Origin of the sequence: Candidatus Nitrospira neomarina (genome assembly GCF_032051675.1) — a bacterium.
In the GTDB taxonomy this organism is placed as follows: Bacteria; Nitrospirota; Nitrospiria; order Nitrospirales; family UBA8639; genus Nitrospira_E; species Nitrospira_E neomarina.
Genome location: NZ_CP116968.1, coordinates 4,290,162 through 4,309,637 on the forward strand (window position 1 = coordinate 4,290,162; position 19,476 = coordinate 4,309,637).

Genomic DNA, 19,476 nt, shown 5'->3' on the forward strand with positions numbered 1-19,476 from the left:
ACTCTGAAAAATATACACTTTATAATTGCTTAATGGTATTGGTGGTTTTCAAAGCCAATAATTGGGTGAGGCAGGATGGTACAGTATTGGTTGTTCAAATCAGAGCCGACAACATTTTCCATTGATGATCTGGTTCACTCTCCCCGTAAGACCACATGTTGGGAAGGCGTACGTAATTACCAGGCTAGGAATTTCCTTAAATCCATGAATGTTGGGGATTTGGGATTTTTTTACCATAGCAATACTGACCCTCCAGCTATAGTTGGAATCGTGAAAGTGGTTAAGGCCGCGTATCCCGACTCTTTTGCCTTCGATTCAAGGAGCCGATATTTCGATCCGCGTAGTGCTCCGGATTCGCCCCGTTGGTTCCTTGTGGATGTCCAGTTCGTTGAAAAGTTTCCTCAAGCCTTGCATTTGGATCAGTTGCGGGCCGTTAAGGGATTAGAAAAAATGGAATTGCTTCGTAAAGGTTCCAGGCTTTCGATTCAACCAGTGCGTCCGGATGAATGGCAACGGGTGTTGGATTTTGCTCAACATAATACAAAACATTCGTCTGTTCCAAAGTAGACCACCAGGATTTTCCCAAGCGTGGGATACATTCTTTTTCCACTTTCATCCTGGTTAAAGTGAGAGGTTCGCTTTGGGAAACACCTGTAAAAACGGGTGGATGGTGACTTCCTGAAAAACCCCATGAAGAGCATAGGGATCATCCTTGGCAAATGCTTGGACTTCTTCGAGTGATTCTGCTTCAACCACGATTAAGCTTCCTATTTTATCGGTCAGAGGCCCAGCCAAAATAACTTTACCTTCTTGGGCCCACGCCTCAAGTCGTTTGAGGTGGGCCTCTCGATAGAGGGGGCGTTTTTGTGCGCCTTCAGGACCATCTTTACCTAAAATGACGAATTTCATTCTTTCTCCTCGTTCCTTTTCCGAAGTCGCATCAATGGCCTTTTCTTCGACAACGGGCACAACTTCTCTATCCTATCAGAAGGCGGTCGTATGGACATGTTCCGTCGGAAGCTCCGGTTGTCCGGAGAGTGTGATTGCAACGAATAGGCGAATGTGCGGCAGGTCTAGGGATTCGGGTCTTCTAAAGGCTGTCTGTTCGCATACCCGCTGTCAATATCGTGCCACCAGCGAACCTGTTTTTCTCCGGATTTCCAACACAAAAAAACCAGACGGTCATCCAGCAAAAATGGGAAATCACATAATCCAATTTCGACATCTTTGATCACCACGCCGAGTTCCTGAATGGCATGCAGGCTGCCATTGATGTCTTGTAACCCTTTGATATATTGTACGCCCATGACCGTCCCTCCTCCAGAGGATGCTTGGGCGCTGGCTTTTTTGACTTCTTCCCTCGTGTCCATAAGTATTTGCCGTCCTGCCTTAATATTGTCCCAAAATTGTTCCAGCTCGGGAATTAACCCGTTGGCTTCGGAGAGGGTGAAAATCCGTTCGCTGGAAAAGGGAAAACCTGAATCAGACATGGGAGAGGACCTTCCTTGTTGACTTTCATTTACCAATATGATGGTTTAACATAATAAGATTCAGGGTGCCAACCTTACGAGAGTGGCTAACTTTTCGATGATTGGTTTGGGGAAAAATTTGAGTTTCGTGTCGCAACTTCCGAAAGGAGCCTATTGACAAGTTGTTCAATAGTGAGATAAATAATTACTTAAGACCTGCCCATTTGATAGCAAAATCCATTTCCGCCAATTAACTTCTCGGACTTCACGTATTATTTCAAATCGTAGATAGGACAACACGGTGGTTTTGACAAGTGTGGTTCTTCAGTTTCTCTAAACATTCTTCCTAAAACACACAATACCGGTCTAAATCTTTTAACTTTTATAAAGTCTGGTGCGGTTCCCTTTTTGGGGATCGCCAAAATTCGCAGCGCATAACCCAGATGAAAATGTTCGTATCCTTTCCACCCCTCGTAACAGGCTAAGCCCACGAGAAAACCCTTCCGGCCAATGAATGGAGTAACCTAATGTATCTTGCCGAATTGAAGCAAAAGTCCATTGGAGAATTAAATGAAATCGCGCGTGATCTCAAAATTGATGGCGCGCCAAATTTGCGAAAGCAAGAGCTGATTTTCTCTATTCTTCAAGGGCAGAGCGACAAGAACGGAGTCATTTTCGGAGAGGGAGTCCTGGAGACTCTATCAGATGGTTTTGGATTTCTCCGGGCCCCGGATTCCAACTACCTACCGGGCCCCGATGATATTTATATTTCTCCGTCTCAAATTCGACGATTCAATTTGCGAACCGGTGATATTGTCTCAGGGCAGATTCGTCCACCGAAAGACGGAGAGCGGTATTTTGCCCTCTTGAAAGTCGAAAAAATTAATTATGATGAGCCTGAGGTGCAGCGGGATAAAATTCTGTTCGATAATCTCACTCCACTGTATCCTGAAGAGCGGATCAACCTTGAATTTGATCCTGAAGAGTATTGCACAAGAGTGATGGAGCTCACGACGCCCATTGGCAAAGGGCAACGGGGACTGATCGTGGCGGCTCCCAGAACGGGAAAGACCATGCTCTTGCAGGCTGTGGCGCGGGCCATTATTGCGAATCATCCGGAAATTGTCTTGATTGTCCTTCTCATTGATGAACGACCAGAAGAAGTCACCGATTGGCAGCGCCAAGTTAAAGCTGCCGAAGTTATTAGCTCCACCTTTGATGAGCCTCCTCAACGGCATGCCCAAGTGGCAGAGATTGTCATGGAAAAAGCCAAGCGGTTGGTCGAACATAAACGGGATGTGGTGATTTTGTTAGACAGTGTGACTCGATTGGCGCGTGCCTATAATACGATTTCCCCTCCCAGTGGTAAGGTGTTATCCGGAGGTTTGGATTCCAATGCCCTGCAACGACCAAAGCGGTTTTTTGGTGCCGCCAGAAATATCGAATTTGGTGGAAGTTTGACGATTCTGGCCACAGCATTGGTTGATACCGGCAGTCGAATGGATGATGTTATTTTTGAAGAGTTTAAAGGCACGGGCAATATGGAAGTGCACTTGGATCGTCGGTTAGCGGATAAGCGGCTTTTCCCGGCCATCGATATCAGTCAATCCGGCACGAGAAAAGAAGAGTTGCTGGTTGATCGCGACCGTCTGAACAAAATGTGGATCCTCCGGAAGGTGTTAAGCCCTCTCGGGACCATGGAGGCGATGGAATTTCTCATGGATAAAATTGGCGGAACCAAGAGTAATAATGAGTTCTTGCAATCTATGAATCGATAATTCACAATAGAGGTTTGGCATTGTGGGCATTTCAAATTTAGATGATGAATAGAGAGATGGCGTTGAAGGAGGTAGTATGAAAAAGGGCATTCACCCGGCTTATGAATTTGCAAATGTGAGTTGTGCGTGCGGTATGACCTATCAAACCCGGACGACCGTGGGAGACTTAAAGGTCGATATCTGTTCCAGTTGCCATCCGTTTTTCACGGGCACTCAGAAAATTGTGGATGCCGAAGGACGGGTGGAACGTTTCAATAAAAAATACGCCAAAACGGCAAAGCCCAAGGCCAAAGCGTAAAGACCCTATTCTCTTTCTTCTCCATTGTCCTGCCTAACCAATCCCCAGGGGATGATGTCCGTGCATGGTGCTGAAGCCGTCCCGGTTGTTGTTTTTCTCGATTTGCGGTCGAGAAGACCAGGTTTCCCAGCAGCGGCTCCCCTGAGTGTTGACAAGGTTCCCCTCGGTTCAATCCCCTCTTTCTATGAAAAATTTCGTATGAGGCCAGCGGGCATGGTTGTCTAGGATAAAGGGTACATGTCGTGTTATTTCATTTCCTGTTAAACTAGATATATGCCACCAATTACTAAGACAGAGCTTAAAGAGGGCGGTTTATTTGGCAAATGGGAAGCCATTGCGAATAAATATGACACGCTCAACGATCAGTTGTCAGATCCTGCCGTTTTGTCTCAACCGACCCTTCTGGTTGCGCTCAATAAGGAGCGATCAGAGATAGAGCCCATTGCGCAGTTGTTTGGGGGGTACCGACGGGTAGTCGAAGAGATTGCCCAGACTCGCCTGATGACAGAGGATCTGCAATTAGACCCCGATATGCGCCGCTTGGCCGGTGAAGAATTGCAAAGCCTGGAAAGTCAACGCGAGGCCATGGAGTCCCAGGTCATTGAATTGCTCTGCCCGGCTGATGAAGGGGATAATAAAAATTCATTCATTGAAATTCGCGCAGGGACGGGTGGAAGTGAGGCCGCACTTTTTGCCGGCGATCTCCTTCGAATGTACACGAAGTTTGCCGAGGCTAAAGGGTTACGGGTCGAATTAATGGAATTTCAGGAAACCGGTCTTGGTGGGGTCAAAGAGGCGGTTTTGCTGGTTGAAGGCAAGGGAGCCTTTGGAAATTTTAAATATGAAAGTGGAGTGCATCGGGTGCAGCGGGTTCCGACGACAGAGGCTAATGGACGAATTCATACGTCCACGGCTACGGTTGCGGTGATGCCGGAGGTTGAAGAGGTGGAGGTGCACATTGATCCGAAAGATTTACGGATTGACACCTATTGTTCATCAGGAGCTGGTGGACAGAGTGTGAATACGACCTATTCTGCGATCCGGATTACGCATATTCCGACAGGAGTGGTCGTGACATGTCAGGACGAGCGATCCCAACTAAAAAATCGAACAAAGGCCATGCGAACCCTTCGAACACGAATCGGCGATGCCGAGCGCGAAAAACAGGAAGCCTCTATTGCGCAACAACGCCGTTCCCAAGTCGGGACAGGGGAGCGGAGTGAAAAAATCCGCACGTATAATTTTCCACAGAATCGAGTGACCGACCATCGAATCGGGCTGACATTGCACAAATTGGATCGAGTGATGGAAGGCGATCTTGACGGGTTAATCGCGGGCCTCAAAGCCCAATGATGTCTTTCGGGTAGCGCCAGTCCGTCTCTTTCAACGGTTCAACGCGCATGTGCTTTTTGAGGCTCAGATGCCCTGCTTCACTTCCTACTCACAGTTATATCGTGGTGCGGTTGAGACGCTGATTCAAGCGGGGATTGCCAACGCCCGCCATGAAGCCCTGTGGATTCTTGAGGATGCCCTTGGTATTACGCGATTGCAACTGCATGCGAATCCAGACACTCCCGTTGATGCGGAAGTCTGTCAGCGGGCTGTAACCTTGTTCCAACGCCGTGCCTTACATGAACCACTTCAATATATATTAGGGAATCAAGATTTTTTCGGTTTGGATTTTCTCGTCCAACCTGGTGTGCTCATTCCAAGGCCTGAGAGCGAATTATTGGTGGAAGAGACGATTGGACTGCTAGGGACTGACGTGCGGCCGGTGATTCTGGATGTCGGGACGGGTTCTGGATGCCTGGCGATCAGTCTGGCGGTCCACCTTCCTGCAGCGGTGATTATCGCCTCAGATAAGTCAATCTCCGCGCTACATCTTGCGCAGGTCAATGCCATGCGCCATGGCGTTGCGCAACGAATTCTATGGGTGGCCGGTGACCTGCTTTCCCACTTGTTATCCAGAAATTTAGCAGGTAAAGTGACCGCCATTATTGCCAACCTGCCGTATATCTCCCATTCGGAATGGGAACACCTTTCTCCAGATGTCAAAGACTTTGAACCACGGCTGGCGTTGGATGGAGGGCCGGATGGGCTCGATGTGTACCGGCGGTTATTGGATGAATCGCCGGGACTTGTCTCCTCAAAGGGATATGTCCTCATGGAAGTGGGAGTTGGTCAGGCTGACCTTCTGTGCCGGGACCCTTCCCTGACGAATGCGTTTAGGATGGTAAAGGTCCTTCCGGACTCCCAAGGCATTCCACGAGTGGTATGCGTGCAACGGCGTCTTGTGTAGACACGGGATATTGTCAATGGATCAAATTCGAATCACCGGTGGATTGCCATTAAAGGGGTCCGTGGAAATTGGCGGAGCCAAGAATGCCGCCTTGCCTATTTTGGCAGCGACGTTGTTAGGGGGTGGGGAATGCGTCATAGACCATGTTCCACATGTTCGTGATGTGATGACTATGGGGAAATTACTGGCCTTGTTGGGAGTGGCGGTTCAAGAGGAAGGCGCCAGGGTCAGACTGGATGCAGCTCAGGTGCATTCGATTGAAGCGCCGTATGATTTAGTCAAAACGATGCGAGCGTCTATTTTAGCCTTAGGCCCTTTACTCGCTCGGCTGGGAGAAGCCAAGGTTTCTCTGCCGGGCGGATGTGCGATCGGCACCAGACCGGTCAATCTTCACCTCAAAGGATTGGAGATGATGGGGGCTGAAATTCAAGTGGAGCATGGATATATCCATGCGAAAGCCGGTCGTCTTAAAGGAGCAAGGATTGACTTGGATTTCCCGACGGTCACGGGCACGGAAAACCTGATCATGGCGGCTTGCCTGGCACAAGGGACCACGAGTTTGCATAATGTCGCACGGGAACCGGAAATCACGGACCTGTGTGCATTCTTAACCAAGCGGGGTGCCAAAATTCACGGAATGGGAACGGACACCATTACAATTGAAGGGGTGAAGGAACTTCATGGGGCAGGGCATTGGGTGATCCCTGATCGAGTTGAAGCCGGCACCTATTTAATGGCCGGAGCGATCACCGGTGGGGATGTGATGGTGAAGGGGTGCGTATCAGATCATTTAGGCAGCGTCCTGAAAAAAGTTCAGGAAATGGGTGCCGAGTTAACCGAAAGCCATGATGGTGTGCGAATTCGCCGGTCGGGTCCGCTCAAAGCGGTGGAAATTAAGACGCTCCCCTATCCCGGCTTCCCGACCGATCTTCAAGCCCAAATGATGGCGTTAATGTCGGTGGCAGAAGGCGTGAGCGTGATTTCCGAAACCATTTTTGAAGGGCGATTTTTGCACGTCCCAGAACTTCACCGGATGGGAGCGTCAATAGAGATTGATGGCCCACATGCCGTGGTCAAAGGTGTGCCGTTGCTCACCGGTGCACCCGTCATGGCTTCGGATTTACGCGCCAGTGCAGGCTTGGTCTTGGCCGGATTAGCGGCTGAGGGCGAAACGATTGTGTCCCGCGTGTATCATTTAGACCGCGGCTATGAACGCCTGGAAGAAAAATTTCAGGCCCTGGGTGCGAGGATTGTTCGCGTTCGCGAGGCGGCATGAGCGAAGGGATTACCATTGCCCTTTCCAAGGGTAAACTGCTTGATCCGACTCTTGAATTGTTCCGCCAGGCAGGCTATACGGGATATCATGTCCGAGCGGACGACCGTCGATTGATTTTGGAATTCCCGGAGCACGGGCACCGGGTCTTAATTGTTCGCCCGAGTGATGTGCCGGCCTATGTGGAATATGGGGCCGCCGATTTAGGGGTGGTTGGGAAAGATGTCTTGTTGGAACAGAGCCCGGATGTCTATGAACCGGTTGACTTGAACCTGGGAGTCTGTCGTCTGGTGGTCGCCAGGCCGAACGGGCCACAGCTGGTGCAACGGATGTCTTCCAAGCTTCGGGTGGCAACCAAATATCCCACGATCACCGAACGGTATTTTAATCAGCAAGGGTTGCCTGTGGAGTTGATTAAGCTCTACGGGTCGATCGAGTTGGCTCCATTGGTCGGATTGGCCGATCGGATTGTCGATCTGGTGGAGACGGGAAACACTCTGAAAGCCAATAATCTGGTCGAGGATGGAGTGATCGCCTGGTCATCTGCCCGATTGATTGTGAATCGGGCAAGCTTAAAAATGAAACATGCCGTGATTACAGAACTGATTGCCCGGATGAAGAAAATTCTTTCTCGTTCCCGCTCCAAAAAGGTTCATGCATGAAAATTGTTTCCTACAAGGACCAAGAGTTTTCACAAGCGGTGAATCGTGTCTGTCAGCGGGCAGCTCAACAAAACGTCAAGGTTGAAAAATCCGTCAAGACCATATTGGATGCTGTTCGGCAGGAGGGCGATCAGGCACTCCAGCGATTGACCTGGAAATTCGATCATGTCCGAATCAGTCCTGACAGTCTTCGTGTAACGTCCAAAGACACCGAGCGTGCCTATGGCGAACTACCGTCCTCAGATATTAAGGCGCTGAAATATGCGGCGAATCGTATTCGGACTTTTCATCGTCGACAACGAAGGAGATCCTGGGTCTATCGTCAACAGGGGATTCAATTAGGCCAACGGATTACGCCGTTAGATGCTGTCGGTGTGTATGTTCCAGGAGGAAAAGCCCTGTATCCATCGTCGGTGCTCATGAATGCCATCCCCGCGAAAGTAGCTGGGGTGAAGCGAGTGGTCATGTGTACGCCGACCCCGAACGGCATCATCCACCCCGCGTTGTTGGTGGCGGCGGATGTCGCTGGAGTGGATGAAATCTATCGGGTCGGTGGAGCCCAAGCCATTGGGGCCTTGGCTTTTGGCACCTCGACAATCCGGCCCGTGGATAAAATTGTCGGACCCGGGAATTTGTATGTGGCCACGGCCAAACGCCTGGTCTATGGCCAGGTCGACATTGATATGATTGCGGGTCCGAGTGAGTTGTTGGTCATTGCGGATTCCGCCAGTGACCCACTGCATGTGGCGGCTGATCTTCTTTGTGAAGCCGAGCATGATGAGGAGGCCTGTGTCTATCTGGTGACGACTTCTTTGACTCTTGCCAGGCGGGTGGTGACTGAAGTGACCCGCCAACTCGCACAGTTGGGGCGCCAGGCGATTGCGTCCCGATCCATTCAAAATCATGCCCTGGCATTTGTTGTGCGAACCTTTGATGAGGCCTTTGAATTAGCCAATCGGATTGCGCCTGAGCATTTATCATTAAATATGGATCGGGCGGGAGACTATGTGTCACGTATACGTCATGCGGGTGCCATTTTTGTTGGCCGCTATACCCCTCCCGCGGTGGTGGATTATGTGGCAGGGCCCAATCATGTGTTACCAACTGGTGGAAGTGCCAGATTTTTTTCGTGTTTGGGTGTGGATGAGTACATAAAAACCAGCAATGTGGTGGCCTATTCGAAGGCCGCGTTGCGCAAATCCCATGCTCCAGTGATGCGGCTGTCTCTGCTGGAAGGCCTGGATGCACATGGGCGATCAATGGAGAGTCGATGGACATGAACCAACATCTTGCTCCCAGAACGGCTTCTCAAGAACGGAAAACCGCGGAAACGGCCATTCGAGTGGAATGGGGCCTCGACGGGTCCGGCCATAATCAGATTAAGACCTCGATCCCGTTTTTGGATCACATGTTGAATCTATTCGGTAAACATGGATTTTTTGATCTGACGGTGGAAGCGAAAGGGGATATCGAGATTGATGACCATCACACGATCGAAGACGTGGGTATTGTCATGGGGCAGGTCTTAACACAGGCTCTCGGGACCAAAGAGGGCCTCACCCGATTCGGGTGGGCGACGGTTCCATTGGATGAAACCCTGGCCCAGGTGACGGTAGATCTGAGTGGCCGGCCGTACCTTGTTTACAATGTGGTGTTACCCACGCGGTATATAAAGTCGTTTGATTTGGGTTTGTTTGAAGATTTTTTTCAGGCATTCGTGAGTCAGGGAGGGTTAAACCTTCATGTGAATGTGTTGTATGGGAGAAATCCTCATCACATCATGGAAGCGATTTTTAAGGCGTTTGCGAAAGCCATGGATCAAGCGGTGAGACGGGAAGAACGAATTAAGGGAGTGCTCTCCACCAAAGGGATGCTCTAAATGGTGAGAATCAGTGGGCGGAGAGAGAGGAAAACAGGCAGGACATGATTGCCATTATTGATTATGGGATGGGAAATCTCCGGAGTGTGCAGAAAGGGTTCGAATGTGTGGGCCATGAAGCGGTCGTGACTCGAGACCTTCCCGTGATTGACCGGGCCAGTCATGTCGTGTTGCCGGGTGTAGGCGCGTTTGGGGATTGCATGGATAACCTGGCTCGCTTTGAGTTGATGGATGTCATATACCGTTCCATAGCTTCGGGAAAACCTTTTCTCGGCATTTGTTTAGGATTTCAATTGCTGTTTTCGGAGAGCGAAGAATTTGGCTATCATCAAGGATTAGGGATCCTGGCCGGGAAGGTGAAAGCGATTCCCCGTCCGTCCGATGATGGGGAAACGTCCTTTAAAATTCCTCATATGGGTTGGAATACGATTCAGGTCAACACGGTTGCTCCGCCTTTACGTGGCATTGTCACCGACTCCTATGTGTATTTCGTGCATTCCTACTATGTGGAACCGACGGATTGTGCTCTCGTCAGTACCCACACCGACTATGGAATTTCTTTTGCGAGTAGTGTCTGGAAAGACAATGTGTTTGCGACTCAATGGCATCCCGAGAAAAGTCAGGCCGTCGGGTTGCAGGTCTTAAAGAATTTTGGTGATTGGCAATGAGGGGAATGTGTCTTGCGATCAATGGGCGGTCGAAACCGTTGCCCGTCCGGTTCCTGGTCATGGGCCTTATCGGGTGGTGGTGTCTCGGAGTAGGTTGTGTTCCCCCTAAAGTTCAAATTCAGGCCGCTCCACAATTTGACCCCTCCCGTATATCCAGTCTCGCCATCCTTCCATTTCAGACCATCAAAACGCCTCAATTGGCGGGTAACTCACGTGGAGGCATAAGGGATCCCGAAGAAATTCGTACACAATTTCGGTTGCCGGGGACTGATCAGGCGGATGGGACAGAATTCAGACAAGTTCGTTATGTGGTGCCTGAAACGGCTGCACATCGAATTACCCTACAGGTGGCTTCTGTGTTGGCCGGCCGGCCTTCCTTGCGGGTGATCGGTCCAGAGGAGTCTTCTGCCGTGATAGGTAAGGAAAGGCCGGAAGCGGAATCCTCCTTCTCCGTCATGGCCCAAGAGGTTGGAACGCGCTTGAAGGTGGATGGAGTTGTGACGGGACTCGTCCGGACATACCGTGAGCGTGAAGGAAGCAAGCTTGGGGCCAAGCCGGCCGCAGTAGGATTTGAAGTGTATCTCCTGAGACCGTCCGATGGTATGGTCGTGTGGACAGGGGAATTTTTTGAGGAACAAAAACCACTTAACCAGGATGTAGTAGGATTTTTTGAAAAGGGTGGAGGGTTTGTGACTGCCGATACACTTGCTGAATTGGGTGTCAACAAAGTGATGAAAGCCTTCCCCGTCGGCTTGGGCGAACAGGGGCCTCCTCTTTCTGCTCCATCCTTGAAGGAGAATCCCTAACCGATGCTACTGATTCCTGCAATTGATCTGAAGGACGGGAAATGTGTCCGCTTGCGACAGGGCGAGATGGATCAGGTCACCAGGTATTCTGATGACCCCGCGGCGATGGCGGAACATTGGCAGAGTCTTGGGGCCCGCTACCTTCATGTGGTGGATTTAGATGGGGCGGTGACTGGAACCCCTCAGCATCTCTCACACATTGAAGCCATTACCAAACGGTTAGGCATTCCGGTGCAGGTCGGTGGGGGCATACGAAACACGTCAACCATTCGCGCCTACTTGTCCTGTGGAGTGGACCGGGTGGTGATTGGAACAGCGGCCTTACAGGATGCGGATTTTTTGGCGGCAGCCGCGACAGAATTTCCTGATAAAATTTTAATCGGGATTGATGTCAAACAGGGGTTAGTCGCGGTGCATGGGTGGAAGACCGTGTCCAGTCTGACCCCACGACAGGTCTTTGAATCAGTAAAAGACTTGCCCTTGGGAGGCATGGTCTTTACGGACATATCCAGGGACGGCATGTTGGCAGGACCCAATATTTCAGCTCTGCGAGAAGCTGTGGACATTTCGCCGTTTCCCGTCATTGCCTCTGGTGGAGTCACGGTCCTGAAAGATGTGCAGACCATTCAGGCCCTCGGAAGCAAGATTTCCGGAATCATTATCGGAAAGGCCTTATATGAAGGCACCTTGGACTTGAAAGCGGCTCTTGAAATGGTGGCCTTGACAGAAGCGTCCCAAACATCATGCTGACGAAAAGAATCATACCTTGCCTGGATGTTAAAGACGGGCGAGTGGTGAAGGGCGTCTCGTTCGTGAATTTGCGCGATGCGGGAGATCCGGTTCACATTGCCCAGGTGTATGATCGAGAAGGTGCGGACGAGCTGTGCTTTCTGGATATTACCGCTTCACATGAAAAACGGGATACGATTTTAGATGTGGTGATTCGGACGGCGGAGCAGGTCTTTATGCCGCTTACGGTTGGGGGAGGGATCCGGACCATTGAGGATATTCGCCGGTTATTAGAGGCCGGAGCGGACAAAGTCAGCATTAATACGGCTGCTGTTGAACATCCGGACTTCGTAAAGGCCGCCGCCAATCGTTTCGGCTCGCAATGTATCGTCGTGGCTATTGATGCGAAACGGGCAACGACATGTGAAGGGGGGGAACCCGGGTGGGAAGTGTTTACCCATGGCGGGCGGAACTCGACCGGCCTGGACGCCGTTGAGTGGGCGAAACGGATGAAGGATTATGGCGCCGGAGAGATTCTTTTGACCAGTATGGATCAGGATGGAAAGCAGGACGGATATGATTTGGCTTTAACGGCGGCTATTTCCGAGTCCGTCTCTATTCCCGTCATTGCCTCCGGGGGGGCTGGCACGCTTCAGCACCTGTCTGAGGCGTTCCATGTGGGGAAGGCCGATGCGGTGCTGGCGGCATCTATTTTCCATTATCAAACCTATTCCATCGGGCAAGCCAAATCGTATTTGGCTCAACAGGGTATCCCTGTGCGCCCGGTAACCGTCCCGGTTTCAATTTCATAACAACCCATGAGCGAACTCTCTTCGATAAGCCCATTGCGATTTGATGAACAAGGATTGCTCCCCTGTGTTGTGCAGGATTGGCTGGACGGGACCGTCTTGATGGTGGGATTCATGAACCAACAAGCGTGGGAGATGACTTGCGATTCCCAACGGGTTCATTTCTGGAGTCGTTCCCGAAAACGGTTATGGAAAAAAGGTGAGACGTCCGGCCATGAATTGCTTGTAAAGGAAATGTTTGTGGATTGTGATCGGGATACAATTTTGGTGAAGGCCCAGCCCATTGGACCGACGTGTCATACCGGAACCCGTTCTTGTTTTTTTTCTCCCCTACCTTCTTTGCCTTCTGAAGAGCCAGCCACTCTCTTCTCCGGTACGGCCTGGGGGGGGATTACCCGGCGTCTGTATGAAATGGTTGGCGATCGGAAGGCCCACCCGAGCCCTGATTCCTATGTGTCGAAATTGATGGAGGGAGGCCTCGATCGTATGTTGAAAAAGGTGGCGGAAGAAGCCGGCGAAGTCCTTCTCGCTGGGAAAAATGGCGATCGGGAAGAAATTATTTACGAAATGGCTGATTTGTGGTTTCATACCCTCATCATGCTCGGGCATTTTTCCATTCCTCCTGAAGACGTCTATCAAGAGCTTGGCAAGCGATTTGGGAAATCAGGAATTCGACAGCCGGAAGGAGGCTCTCCCCGTGGGTGATTGTCTTTTTTGTCAAATCGTCAAGGGGGCTATTCCCGCCGACACCCTGTATGAGGATGAACACACGTTCGTGTTTAACGATATCAATCCTCAAGCGCAGGTGCATATGTTGGTGATTCCCAAGCGGCACGTGGTGTCTCTGGATGATACCAAAGAGACGGATGCCGCTTTGTTAGGTCACCTGATGCTGATCTGTGCCAAGATGGCCAGGCAGCGGCACATTGCCGGTGGTGGATATCGGGTCGTTGCGAATACCGGACCGGAAGCCGGGCAGAGTGTCTTTCATTTGCACTTTCACGTTATGGGCGGGCGAACATTTGCGTGGCCTCCAGGGTAAAGCTGGTTTGCCGGGGACAAAGCGCCCCGAAATTATTTGGTATCCGCAGGGAACGACATTCGTGATGTTTCCCTAACGTAGTTCGTGGTGAGAAGTGAGATGACCGGCGAAAAACGAGGAGTTCCTCCAGAGATTCTTCAACAAATTCGAGATCGCATTGATATTATTGATCTCATTTCCACCTACGTGAGTCTCTCCAAGGCTGGGCAAAACTTTAAAGGGCTGTGCCCCTTCCATTCAGAAAAAACTCCCTCATTTTCGGTCAACCCCGTTCGACAAATGTTTTATTGTTTTGGCTGCAGTGTCGGAGGAGATGCCTTTACCTTTTTGATGAAACAGGAAGGCATGGATTTCATGGAGGCTCTGCGTGAGTTAAGCCAACGGACAGGAGTGCCTCTGCCTGAACGCCGGGAATCAGCGGGGAAGACCACATCAGGCTTATCTCGTGAACGGTATTTTCATCTGTATCAATTGGCCGTATCCTGGTATCACCGTAATCTTCAGGAAAATCCTGAAGGTCAAGTCGCCCGGGATTATTTGGATCAGCGGGGGATTACCAGGGAATCCTGGAACACATTCCAGTTGGGATTCGTTCCGGAAGGATGGAATGGCCTTTCCAAATGGTTGGAACAGCAGTCTGTCAAGCCGGAAGAACTCATACAGGCCGGATTGGTCGTGCGGAAAGAGTCTGAGGATGGCGGCAGAATATCAACATATGATCGCTTTCGTGATCGGGTGATGTTTCCCATAACTGATCCACGTGGGCAAGTGGTGGGATTTGGGGGTCGGATTCTAAAAGATGGAGCCTCTCCCAAATATCTCAATTCACCCGAAACCGACTTATTCTTTAAGGGGAAATCCCTCTATGGAATGGACAAGGCCAGGCAGTCAGCCACTGCGTCCGGGAGGTTTTATTTGGTAGAAGGGTATTTTGATGTCATTGCTCTCCACCAAAACGGGATTGAAAATGCCGTGGCACCATTGGGAACGGCGTTAACCGCTGATCATGTCCAGATTTTACGCCGATTAGCCCCTTCGGTGATGCTCGTCTTTGATGGAGATGCCGCAGGGATCGGCGCGGCCTTACGGACGCTTGATTTGTTTATGAATTCTGGCATTGAAGTCCGAGTGCTCCTGCTCCCGGCCGGTGAAGATCCTGACACATTTATTCGGAAAAACGGGGTGCCGGCGTTTCGTGAGTTGGAGGGGAAAGCCGCCACGTTACTGGATTTTGCCATCATGTCTGTGTTGAATAAAGCCAAAAATGATTCTATTCAAGATCGAGTCAAGCGGGCGGATGACATTCTTGCGATTCTTCATAAGACTAAAAATCCCATAGAAAAAGAAGAATATCTGAAAGTGGTCTCAGAACGGTTGGGTATTCGACCGGAATTACTCCGTAAACGTCTCCCGACCATCTCCCGGACGATGAGTGTCGCCCAGCCGACTAAGGGGAAGGAGCAAGCTGCTACGAATCTGGCAATTCCTCAAGGCAAGCCGGAGGAACGGGATCTTATTGTATTATTACTCCAAGGCCGTCTGGAGCCGGATCAGATTCGTCAACTCGATGAAGGTGCATTTACTGTCGAACTGTATCGCCATATTCTTGGCAGGGCCTTTCAGCATACGGATGACGAAGGGCATTTGAACCTCGATGCACTGCATGCGGAATTCAGTCAGGATCCGGCTTATGAACCGGTCATTTCCCGGTTGAGTGTTGGGGAATACAATTGTGACGAAGTGTCTATTCATGTCGCCGGATGTCTCCGTGTTTTAAAGAAAAACCAGATCCAACGCCTCATGGACGAGGTGATTAGTCAACTCAAGATTGCACAACGGGAGGGACGCCAGGACTTGGTCGATGCTTTGGTCGCGGAGTCCAATGAGCTTCGTCAGAAAAAGGCCTTATTAACGGCTTCCACCTAAGTTTCCCTCCTGCCAGGGAATAAAATTCGCAAGGGGGAGTTTTTCCTGAGCGCCATTTATGGTAAAAGGGTGTGTGTGCCGTGATGATCTCGGGCCCATAGCTCAGTTGGTTAGAGCGGCTGACTCATAATCAGTTGGTCCCAGGTTCAAGTCCTGGTGGGCCCACCACGAGACAGGGCCGGACTTGAGTAACCGGTGAGCAAACATGTTCTAGGATATTGAGGACTTTGTGAATTTGCAGTTGCAATACCTGATTAATCTTCAAAAATTTGATCTTCGAATTTTTCAGATTCAAGACCAGTTGCGGAAAGCTCCAGAGCTTATCAAATCCGCTGAAACTCCGCTCCAAGATATTCTTGCCAAGCTACAAGTCCTTAAAAATACCGGTGAATCTCTCGTCAAACAACGACGAAGCTCTGAACGTGAACTCGCTACTCAGGAAGAACAACTCCAGAAAATCAGAAATCGGCTTTCTGAATTAAAAACGAACAAAGAATATCAGGCGCATCTGTTTGAAATAGAGTTAGCTCGGAAGAAAAAAGACTCGATTGAGGAGAATGTGCTGGAAATCATGGAGCGGGTGGAACAGAACGAGCAAGCCCTTAAAGAGCTGGAGGAGCAATCCACAGAAGCCCAGAAAGTTTTTGATAGCGAAAAGGCGAGGCTGGAGACTCATTTTGCCAATTTGGCGAATGAATTAGCCGATTTGGACCGTCAGCAAACAACTCTTTCCCTACAGGTGGATAAGCAACTCCTGGTTCGATACAACCGATTAAAGACCTTAAGAAAAGGATATGCCGTCGCCCAGCTTCGTGACGGGGCCTGTGGGGGATGTCAGCTTCAGCTTCCTCCTCAACTGGTTGCGGAAGTGAAACGCGGTGACGAACTTTTGGATTGTTCCTATTGCCACCGCATTCTCTATATGGCTCGGCATCTTGAAGAGGAAACGACCGAATAGCTTTTTCTCCATGTGACCTGCCTCTTGCTTTCATTATTTTCTCAACCTACGATAGTTACTGATGGTGCGAGTGGGCCGGGTGGCCGCTCACGGAACTTTTCGTGAGAGGAAAGTCCGGACTCCAAAGGGCAAGGTGCTGGGTAACGCCCAGGCGGAGCAATCCGACACCAGCGCCACAGAAAATATACCGCCAATGGCAAATTCCTCGGTTTTTGCCAGGTAAGGGTGAAATGGTGGGGTAAGAGCCCACCGCGCCTGTGGTAACACAGGTGGCAGGGTAAGCGTCACCTGGAGCAAAACCAAATAGGGGGACGATTCCCGGTTTGTCGAAGGAAGCGATTTCTCTTCGGACCGGGAGAGAGACCGGCCCGGTCGAGGTTCTCGGGTAGGTTGCTTGAAGCCTAGGGTAACCTAGGTTCCAGAGAAATGGTCACCACTGGATGAAACTCGTTTCATCTAGCACAGAATCCGGCTTACAGGCCCACTCCTTCACCATCTTTACTGATTAGGTTTTTGGTCCAAATTATGGTGGTTTCTCCTCACGTGAGGTCGAGGCGTTTTCCGGGAGATCCCCAAAGGGAGTCAAAAGTTACAGTCGGAGCCACGTGCTGTTCTGGGAGCTGATAGTATTCAGAGAGTTGAGAATAACTTCCTGGTTTGACTCGTGTTTTCCCCATTGATAGAATGCCGGGTCCATCGCTTCCGTGTTAATCATACAAAGGCCTAACACTCATCCTCAATTACCGCGTCCCCATCGTCTAGCCTGGCCTAGGACGCCGGCCTTTCAAGCCGGCAACACGGGTTCGAATCCCGTTGGGGACGCCATAGCTTAAGCCGTTGAAGGTTTCTTCAACGGCTTTTTTTTTATAATTTTAATCATTGACGGTGATTGCTGACAGAGTATGTAGCGGGGTCATTAAGGAAATCGACTGAGGCCTCTTCACTCGTTCAGTTAAGTTCGATATGGTAGGTATAACAGTCGTACTTTTTCCCGGGCCTGTCGAATCTTACTCTACTAATTGAGAGAGGGATTCTTTTGGTTGCCACATAATGTTGTAAACGAGCATCATCACCAGAGTCGTCATTCAATTAGGCCGTATGGTGTTTGGCTGGCCGAGGTATCACTGAAAGTACTTAAATGTGTTTGATGATCATTCCGATTCCAGTGGCTGGTTGAAGAAATGTGACGCGTGTTGCGGACCAAAATTTAATAATTCAAATTTCTGGCGAGGTGTTATGACGCACACATGGTTAGTGGGCATAATGGCGGCATTCTTCATGTTCAATGGTCTGATCGAGCCCACCTGGGCTCAAGAATCCAAAGGAGGAAATTCTTGGCTGGATGCTCCGGTGCAAGATGATGGACCGCCGGGTTCAATGGTACTGATTCCTGAAGGGGAATTTCTCATGGGGGATAATGACGGTCCTCGCAACGAACGACCGGAACATACCGTGTGGCTGGATGCCTATTCTATCGATCGGTACGAAGTGACCATGGCGGAATATCAGAAACTATTGGATACCGATTACAGCATTGAACCTCCGCCACTGTGGGATGATGGCGTTGCCACGGGAGAGTTAGGGATTCGACCGGCCGTGGGCATTTCCTGGAACGATGCCCAACGGTACTGTCAGTGGGTGGAAAAACGCCTGCCAACGGAGGCCGAATGGGAGAAAGCCGCTCGTGGTACAGATGGGCGAAGGTATCCATGGGGTCACATGCAGCCATTTGTGGATATTGCCAACTATAATCAGGGGACGACGGGCTGGGTAAGTTATAAATTGACACTTTCTCCGGTCACCAGTGGGACCAGGGGCATGAGTATTCGTCACGGTTTAAAACAGGGCGGAAAAAGCGCCTATGGCTTGTACCATATGGCCGGGAATGCGGCTGAATGGGTCAATGATTGGTATGAACGTTTTTATTATGAAGACAGCCCTAAAAAGAATCCTCAAGGGCCGGCGGAGGGCGATTATAAAGTATTACGCGGGGGATCGTGGGAAGATCAGCCGGTAAACCTGCGGGTGACCGCCCGCTCAAAAGGGGAAGTTGATTTTCAGGACCTGACCACAGGATTTCGTTGTGCCAAGGATGCGAAGTGACGGTGCGGCTACTCGTAAGAGTCGCCACACCCGGTCAAACTCTACAGGGGGGAATGGATGAGATCGCGATTGGATGCTACCGGTTGTAGTGGAGTAGAAGGCGACCGTTTTTGCCCATAGAGCCAACGAGCCGTTGTACCCCCAATATTACGAATGGTATAAGGTGCACCGCTGGGAATAAGAACTTCTTTTCCCACAGATGGCTGAATCCGCTCTCCTGCGATTTCTAATTCCAATTCTCCTGACATTGCCATAAATATTTCTTCCATATCCTTGGTGGCGGCTCTCCATTCACGTCCGGCATGATCAATCCACACCCCACAGGAAAATCCGCGAGCATGCCAGTTTTTTGCAACGATTGCACGGTCAATGATAGGACGGCTTTCCATGATAGGCCTCTTAAAGAATAAAAGACTTATAAAAAATTTTGATGAATACGCTGGTGACCGCCCACATTTAGGCATTGAATCCTGCACAGACAGAAGTTTGGAGAGGGACAGGACGGGCAGGGAAATACGCCAGTCACTCTTACGGAAGGAAAGCCAGAGAAAAGAATCAGCAGTGCATTCATGGGGGATAGAGAGAAGAGAATGCATGGGAGTTAAATTTTTTATGAATGCGACCTCTTATATAGAGGGGAGATACCTCTGTCAATGTCACAATTTGTGGAAAAGATGTGAACGGTGGTGGATAATTTCACTGTGTGGTCACAATATCCTTTGTGAAAAGGGATTTCATTATGTGAATTCTGGGGATAAATATTTTTTTGAGGACTTT

General features: G+C 50.2%; 21 protein-coding genes, 2 tRNA genes and 1 other RNA gene. 21 read left to right on the top strand and 3 right to left on the bottom strand.

What is annotated here, in order from left to right:
• Positions 1 to 75 precede the first annotated feature (75 nt).
• On the top strand, positions 76 to 567 hold the full coding sequence (locus PQG83_RS18570; RefSeq protein WP_312744248.1) for an EVE domain-containing protein: 492 nt from the start codon (positions 76 to 78) through the stop codon (positions 565 to 567).
• A gap of 54 nt (positions 568 to 621) precedes the next feature.
• Here the strand turns inward: PQG83_RS18570 and PQG83_RS18575 are convergent, their stop codons facing one another.
• Both PQG83_RS18575 and PQG83_RS18580 read right to left on the bottom strand, forming a co-directional pair.
• A complete protein-coding gene (locus PQG83_RS18575; protein ID WP_312744251.1) occupies positions 622 to 909 on the bottom strand; it encodes a YciI family protein in 288 nt (95 codons plus the stop codon).
• Between the two features lie 164 nt (positions 910 to 1,073).
• Entirely contained in the window at positions 1,074 to 1,490 is a 417-nt protein-coding gene (locus tag PQG83_RS18580; RefSeq protein WP_312646356.1) for a DUF2203 domain-containing protein, read from the bottom strand.
• 506 nt (positions 1,491 to 1,996) lie between these two features.
• Here PQG83_RS18580 and rho point away from each other — a divergent pair.
• The 20 genes from rho (at position 1,997) to PQG83_RS18680 (ending at position 18,699) form a co-directional block, all read left to right on the top strand.
• Positions 1,997 to 3,247, top strand: coding sequence for a transcription termination factor Rho (gene rho, locus PQG83_RS18585; RefSeq protein WP_312646358.1), 1,251 nt, complete (start codon positions 1,997 to 1,999; stop codon positions 3,245 to 3,247).
• A 76-nt stretch (positions 3,248 to 3,323) separates the two neighbouring features.
• Positions 3,324 to 3,545 (top strand): 50S ribosomal protein L31, encoded by a 222-nt coding sequence (gene rpmE, locus PQG83_RS18590; RefSeq protein ID WP_312646359.1) that lies wholly within the window; start codon positions 3,324 to 3,326, stop codon positions 3,543 to 3,545.
• A 273-nt stretch (positions 3,546 to 3,818) separates the two neighbouring features.
• On the top strand, positions 3,819 to 4,898 hold the full coding sequence (prfA, locus tag PQG83_RS18595; RefSeq protein WP_312744255.1) for a peptide chain release factor 1: 1,080 nt from the start codon (positions 3,819 to 3,821) through the stop codon (positions 4,896 to 4,898).
• A gap of 67 nt (positions 4,899 to 4,965) precedes the next feature.
• On the top strand, positions 4,966 to 5,844 hold the full coding sequence (prmC, locus tag PQG83_RS18600; protein ID WP_312744258.1) for a peptide chain release factor N(5)-glutamine methyltransferase: 879 nt from the start codon (positions 4,966 to 4,968) through the stop codon (positions 5,842 to 5,844).
• Positions 5,845 to 5,860: 16 nt separating this feature from the next.
• On the top strand, positions 5,861 to 7,120 hold the full coding sequence (gene murA / locus PQG83_RS18605) for a UDP-N-acetylglucosamine 1-carboxyvinyltransferase (protein ID WP_312744261.1): 1,260 nt from the start codon (positions 5,861 to 5,863) through the stop codon (positions 7,118 to 7,120).
• Positions 7,117 to 7,779 (top strand): ATP phosphoribosyltransferase, encoded by a 663-nt coding sequence (hisG, locus tag PQG83_RS18610; protein ID WP_312744263.1) that lies wholly within the window; start codon positions 7,117 to 7,119, stop codon positions 7,777 to 7,779. The genes murA and hisG overlap by 4 nt, the downstream gene beginning before the upstream one ends.
• Entirely contained in the window at positions 7,776 to 9,059 is a 1,284-nt protein-coding gene (gene hisD, locus PQG83_RS18615) for a histidinol dehydrogenase (RefSeq protein ID WP_312744265.1), read from the top strand. Before hisG ends, hisD begins: the two co-directional genes overlap by 4 nt.
• Positions 9,056 to 9,658, top strand: a complete 603-nt coding sequence (gene hisB, locus PQG83_RS18620) for an imidazoleglycerol-phosphate dehydratase HisB (RefSeq protein WP_312744268.1) — start codon at positions 9,056 to 9,058, stop codon at positions 9,656 to 9,658. The genes hisD and hisB overlap by 4 nt, the downstream gene beginning before the upstream one ends.
• A gap of 44 nt (positions 9,659 to 9,702) precedes the next feature.
• A complete protein-coding gene (gene hisH, locus PQG83_RS18625) occupies positions 9,703 to 10,326 on the top strand; it encodes an imidazole glycerol phosphate synthase subunit HisH (protein ID WP_312744271.1) in 624 nt (207 codons plus the stop codon).
• 5 nt (positions 10,327 to 10,331) lie between these two features.
• On the top strand, positions 10,332 to 11,132 hold the full coding sequence (locus PQG83_RS18630; protein ID WP_312744274.1) for a hypothetical protein: 801 nt from the start codon (positions 10,332 to 10,334) through the stop codon (positions 11,130 to 11,132).
• A gap of 3 nt (positions 11,133 to 11,135) precedes the next feature.
• Positions 11,136 to 11,882, top strand: a complete 747-nt coding sequence (gene hisA / locus PQG83_RS18635; protein WP_312744276.1) for a 1-(5-phosphoribosyl)-5-[(5-phosphoribosylamino)methylideneamino]imidazole-4-carboxamide isomerase — start codon at positions 11,136 to 11,138, stop codon at positions 11,880 to 11,882.
• Positions 11,876 to 12,673 carry an imidazole glycerol phosphate synthase subunit HisF gene (gene hisF, locus PQG83_RS18640; RefSeq protein ID WP_312744278.1) on the top strand — a complete coding sequence of 266 codons (798 nt, stop codon included), beginning with the start codon at positions 11,876 to 11,878 and terminating at the stop codon, positions 12,671 to 12,673. Before hisA ends, hisF begins: the two co-directional genes overlap by 7 nt.
• Positions 12,674 to 12,679: 6 nt before the next feature.
• Complete coding sequence (gene hisIE / locus PQG83_RS18645; RefSeq protein ID WP_312744280.1) at positions 12,680 to 13,375, top strand: bifunctional phosphoribosyl-AMP cyclohydrolase/phosphoribosyl-ATP diphosphatase HisIE; 696 nt, start codon at positions 12,680 to 12,682, stop codon at positions 13,373 to 13,375.
• Positions 13,368 to 13,712: a histidine triad nucleotide-binding protein gene (locus PQG83_RS18650; protein WP_312744282.1), complete on the top strand. Its 345-nt coding sequence runs from the start codon at positions 13,368 to 13,370 to the stop codon at positions 13,710 to 13,712. The genes hisIE and PQG83_RS18650 overlap by 8 nt, the downstream gene beginning before the upstream one ends.
• A gap of 99 nt (positions 13,713 to 13,811) precedes the next feature.
• Entirely contained in the window at positions 13,812 to 15,638 is a 1,827-nt protein-coding gene (gene dnaG, locus PQG83_RS18655) for a DNA primase (protein ID WP_312744284.1), read from the top strand.
• Positions 15,639 to 15,729: 91 nt separating this feature from the next.
• Positions 15,730 to 15,806: transfer RNA gene (locus PQG83_RS18660), tRNA-Ile, on the top strand.
• Between the two features lie 61 nt (positions 15,807 to 15,867).
• The gene (locus tag PQG83_RS18665) at positions 15,868 to 16,596 is read left to right on the top strand and encodes a zinc ribbon domain-containing protein (RefSeq protein ID WP_312744286.1); all 729 of its coding nucleotides are present in this window, start codon (positions 15,868 to 15,870) and stop codon (positions 16,594 to 16,596) included.
• 67 nt (positions 16,597 to 16,663) lie between these two features.
• Positions 16,664 to 17,088: RNase P RNA component class A (gene rnpB / locus PQG83_RS18670), an RNA gene on the top strand.
• A gap of 255 nt (positions 17,089 to 17,343) precedes the next feature.
• Positions 17,344 to 17,421 (top strand) — tRNA-Glu (locus PQG83_RS18675).
• 411 nt (positions 17,422 to 17,832) lie between these two features.
• On the top strand, positions 17,833 to 18,699 hold the full coding sequence (locus PQG83_RS18680; RefSeq protein ID WP_312744288.1) for a formylglycine-generating enzyme family protein: 867 nt from the start codon (positions 17,833 to 17,835) through the stop codon (positions 18,697 to 18,699).
• A 41-nt stretch (positions 18,700 to 18,740) separates the two neighbouring features.
• Here the strand turns inward: PQG83_RS18680 and PQG83_RS18685 are convergent, their stop codons facing one another.
• Complete coding sequence (locus PQG83_RS18685; RefSeq protein ID WP_312744290.1) at positions 18,741 to 19,088, bottom strand: cupin domain-containing protein; 348 nt, start codon at positions 19,086 to 19,088, stop codon at positions 18,741 to 18,743.
• Positions 19,089 to 19,476 lie beyond the last annotated feature (388 nt).

Bases quoted from the DNA above. Each gene is read 5' to 3' on its own strand.
- dnaG (WP_312744284.1), top strand. From the start codon at position 13,812: ATGACCGGCGAAAAACGAGGAGTTCCTCCAGAGATTCTTCAACAAATT.
- hisIE (WP_312744280.1), top strand. From the start codon at position 12,680: ATGAGCGAACTCTCTTCGATAAGCCCATTGCGATTTGATGAACAAGGA.
- hisD (WP_312744265.1), top strand. From the start codon at position 7,776: ATGAAAATTGTTTCCTACAAGGACCAAGAGTTTTCACAAGCGGTGAAT.
- hisF (WP_312744278.1), top strand. From the start codon at position 11,876: ATGCTGACGAAAAGAATCATACCTTGCCTGGATGTTAAAGACGGGCGA.
- PQG83_RS18680 (WP_312744288.1), top strand. From the start codon at position 17,833: ATGACGCACACATGGTTAGTGGGCATAATGGCGGCATTCTTCATGTTC.
- PQG83_RS18575 (WP_312744251.1), bottom strand. From the start codon at position 909: ATGAAATTCGTCATTTTAGGTAAAGATGGTCCTGAAGGCGCACAAAAA.
- PQG83_RS18570 (WP_312744248.1), top strand. From the start codon at position 76: ATGGTACAGTATTGGTTGTTCAAATCAGAGCCGACAACATTTTCCATT.
- hisG (WP_312744263.1), top strand. From the start codon at position 7,117: ATGAGCGAAGGGATTACCATTGCCCTTTCCAAGGGTAAACTGCTTGAT.
- murA (WP_312744261.1), top strand. From the start codon at position 5,861: ATGGATCAAATTCGAATCACCGGTGGATTGCCATTAAAGGGGTCCGTG.
- prfA (WP_312744255.1), top strand. From the start codon at position 3,819: ATGCCACCAATTACTAAGACAGAGCTTAAAGAGGGCGGTTTATTTGGC.
- PQG83_RS18685 (WP_312744290.1), bottom strand. From the start codon at position 19,088: ATGGAAAGCCGTCCTATCATTGACCGTGCAATCGTTGCAAAAAACTGG.
- rho (WP_312646358.1), top strand. From the start codon at position 1,997: ATGTATCTTGCCGAATTGAAGCAAAAGTCCATTGGAGAATTAAATGAA.
- PQG83_RS18630 (WP_312744274.1), top strand. From the start codon at position 10,332: ATGTGTCTTGCGATCAATGGGCGGTCGAAACCGTTGCCCGTCCGGTTC.
- hisH (WP_312744271.1), top strand. From the start codon at position 9,703: ATGATTGCCATTATTGATTATGGGATGGGAAATCTCCGGAGTGTGCAG.
- rpmE (WP_312646359.1), top strand. From the start codon at position 3,324: ATGAAAAAGGGCATTCACCCGGCTTATGAATTTGCAAATGTGAGTTGT.
- hisB (WP_312744268.1), top strand. From the start codon at position 9,056: ATGAACCAACATCTTGCTCCCAGAACGGCTTCTCAAGAACGGAAAACC.
- prmC (WP_312744258.1), top strand. From the start codon at position 4,966: ATGCCCTGCTTCACTTCCTACTCACAGTTATATCGTGGTGCGGTTGAG.
- PQG83_RS18580 (WP_312646356.1), bottom strand. From the start codon at position 1,490: ATGTCTGATTCAGGTTTTCCCTTTTCCAGCGAACGGATTTTCACCCTC.
- hisA (WP_312744276.1), top strand. From the start codon at position 11,136: ATGCTACTGATTCCTGCAATTGATCTGAAGGACGGGAAATGTGTCCGC.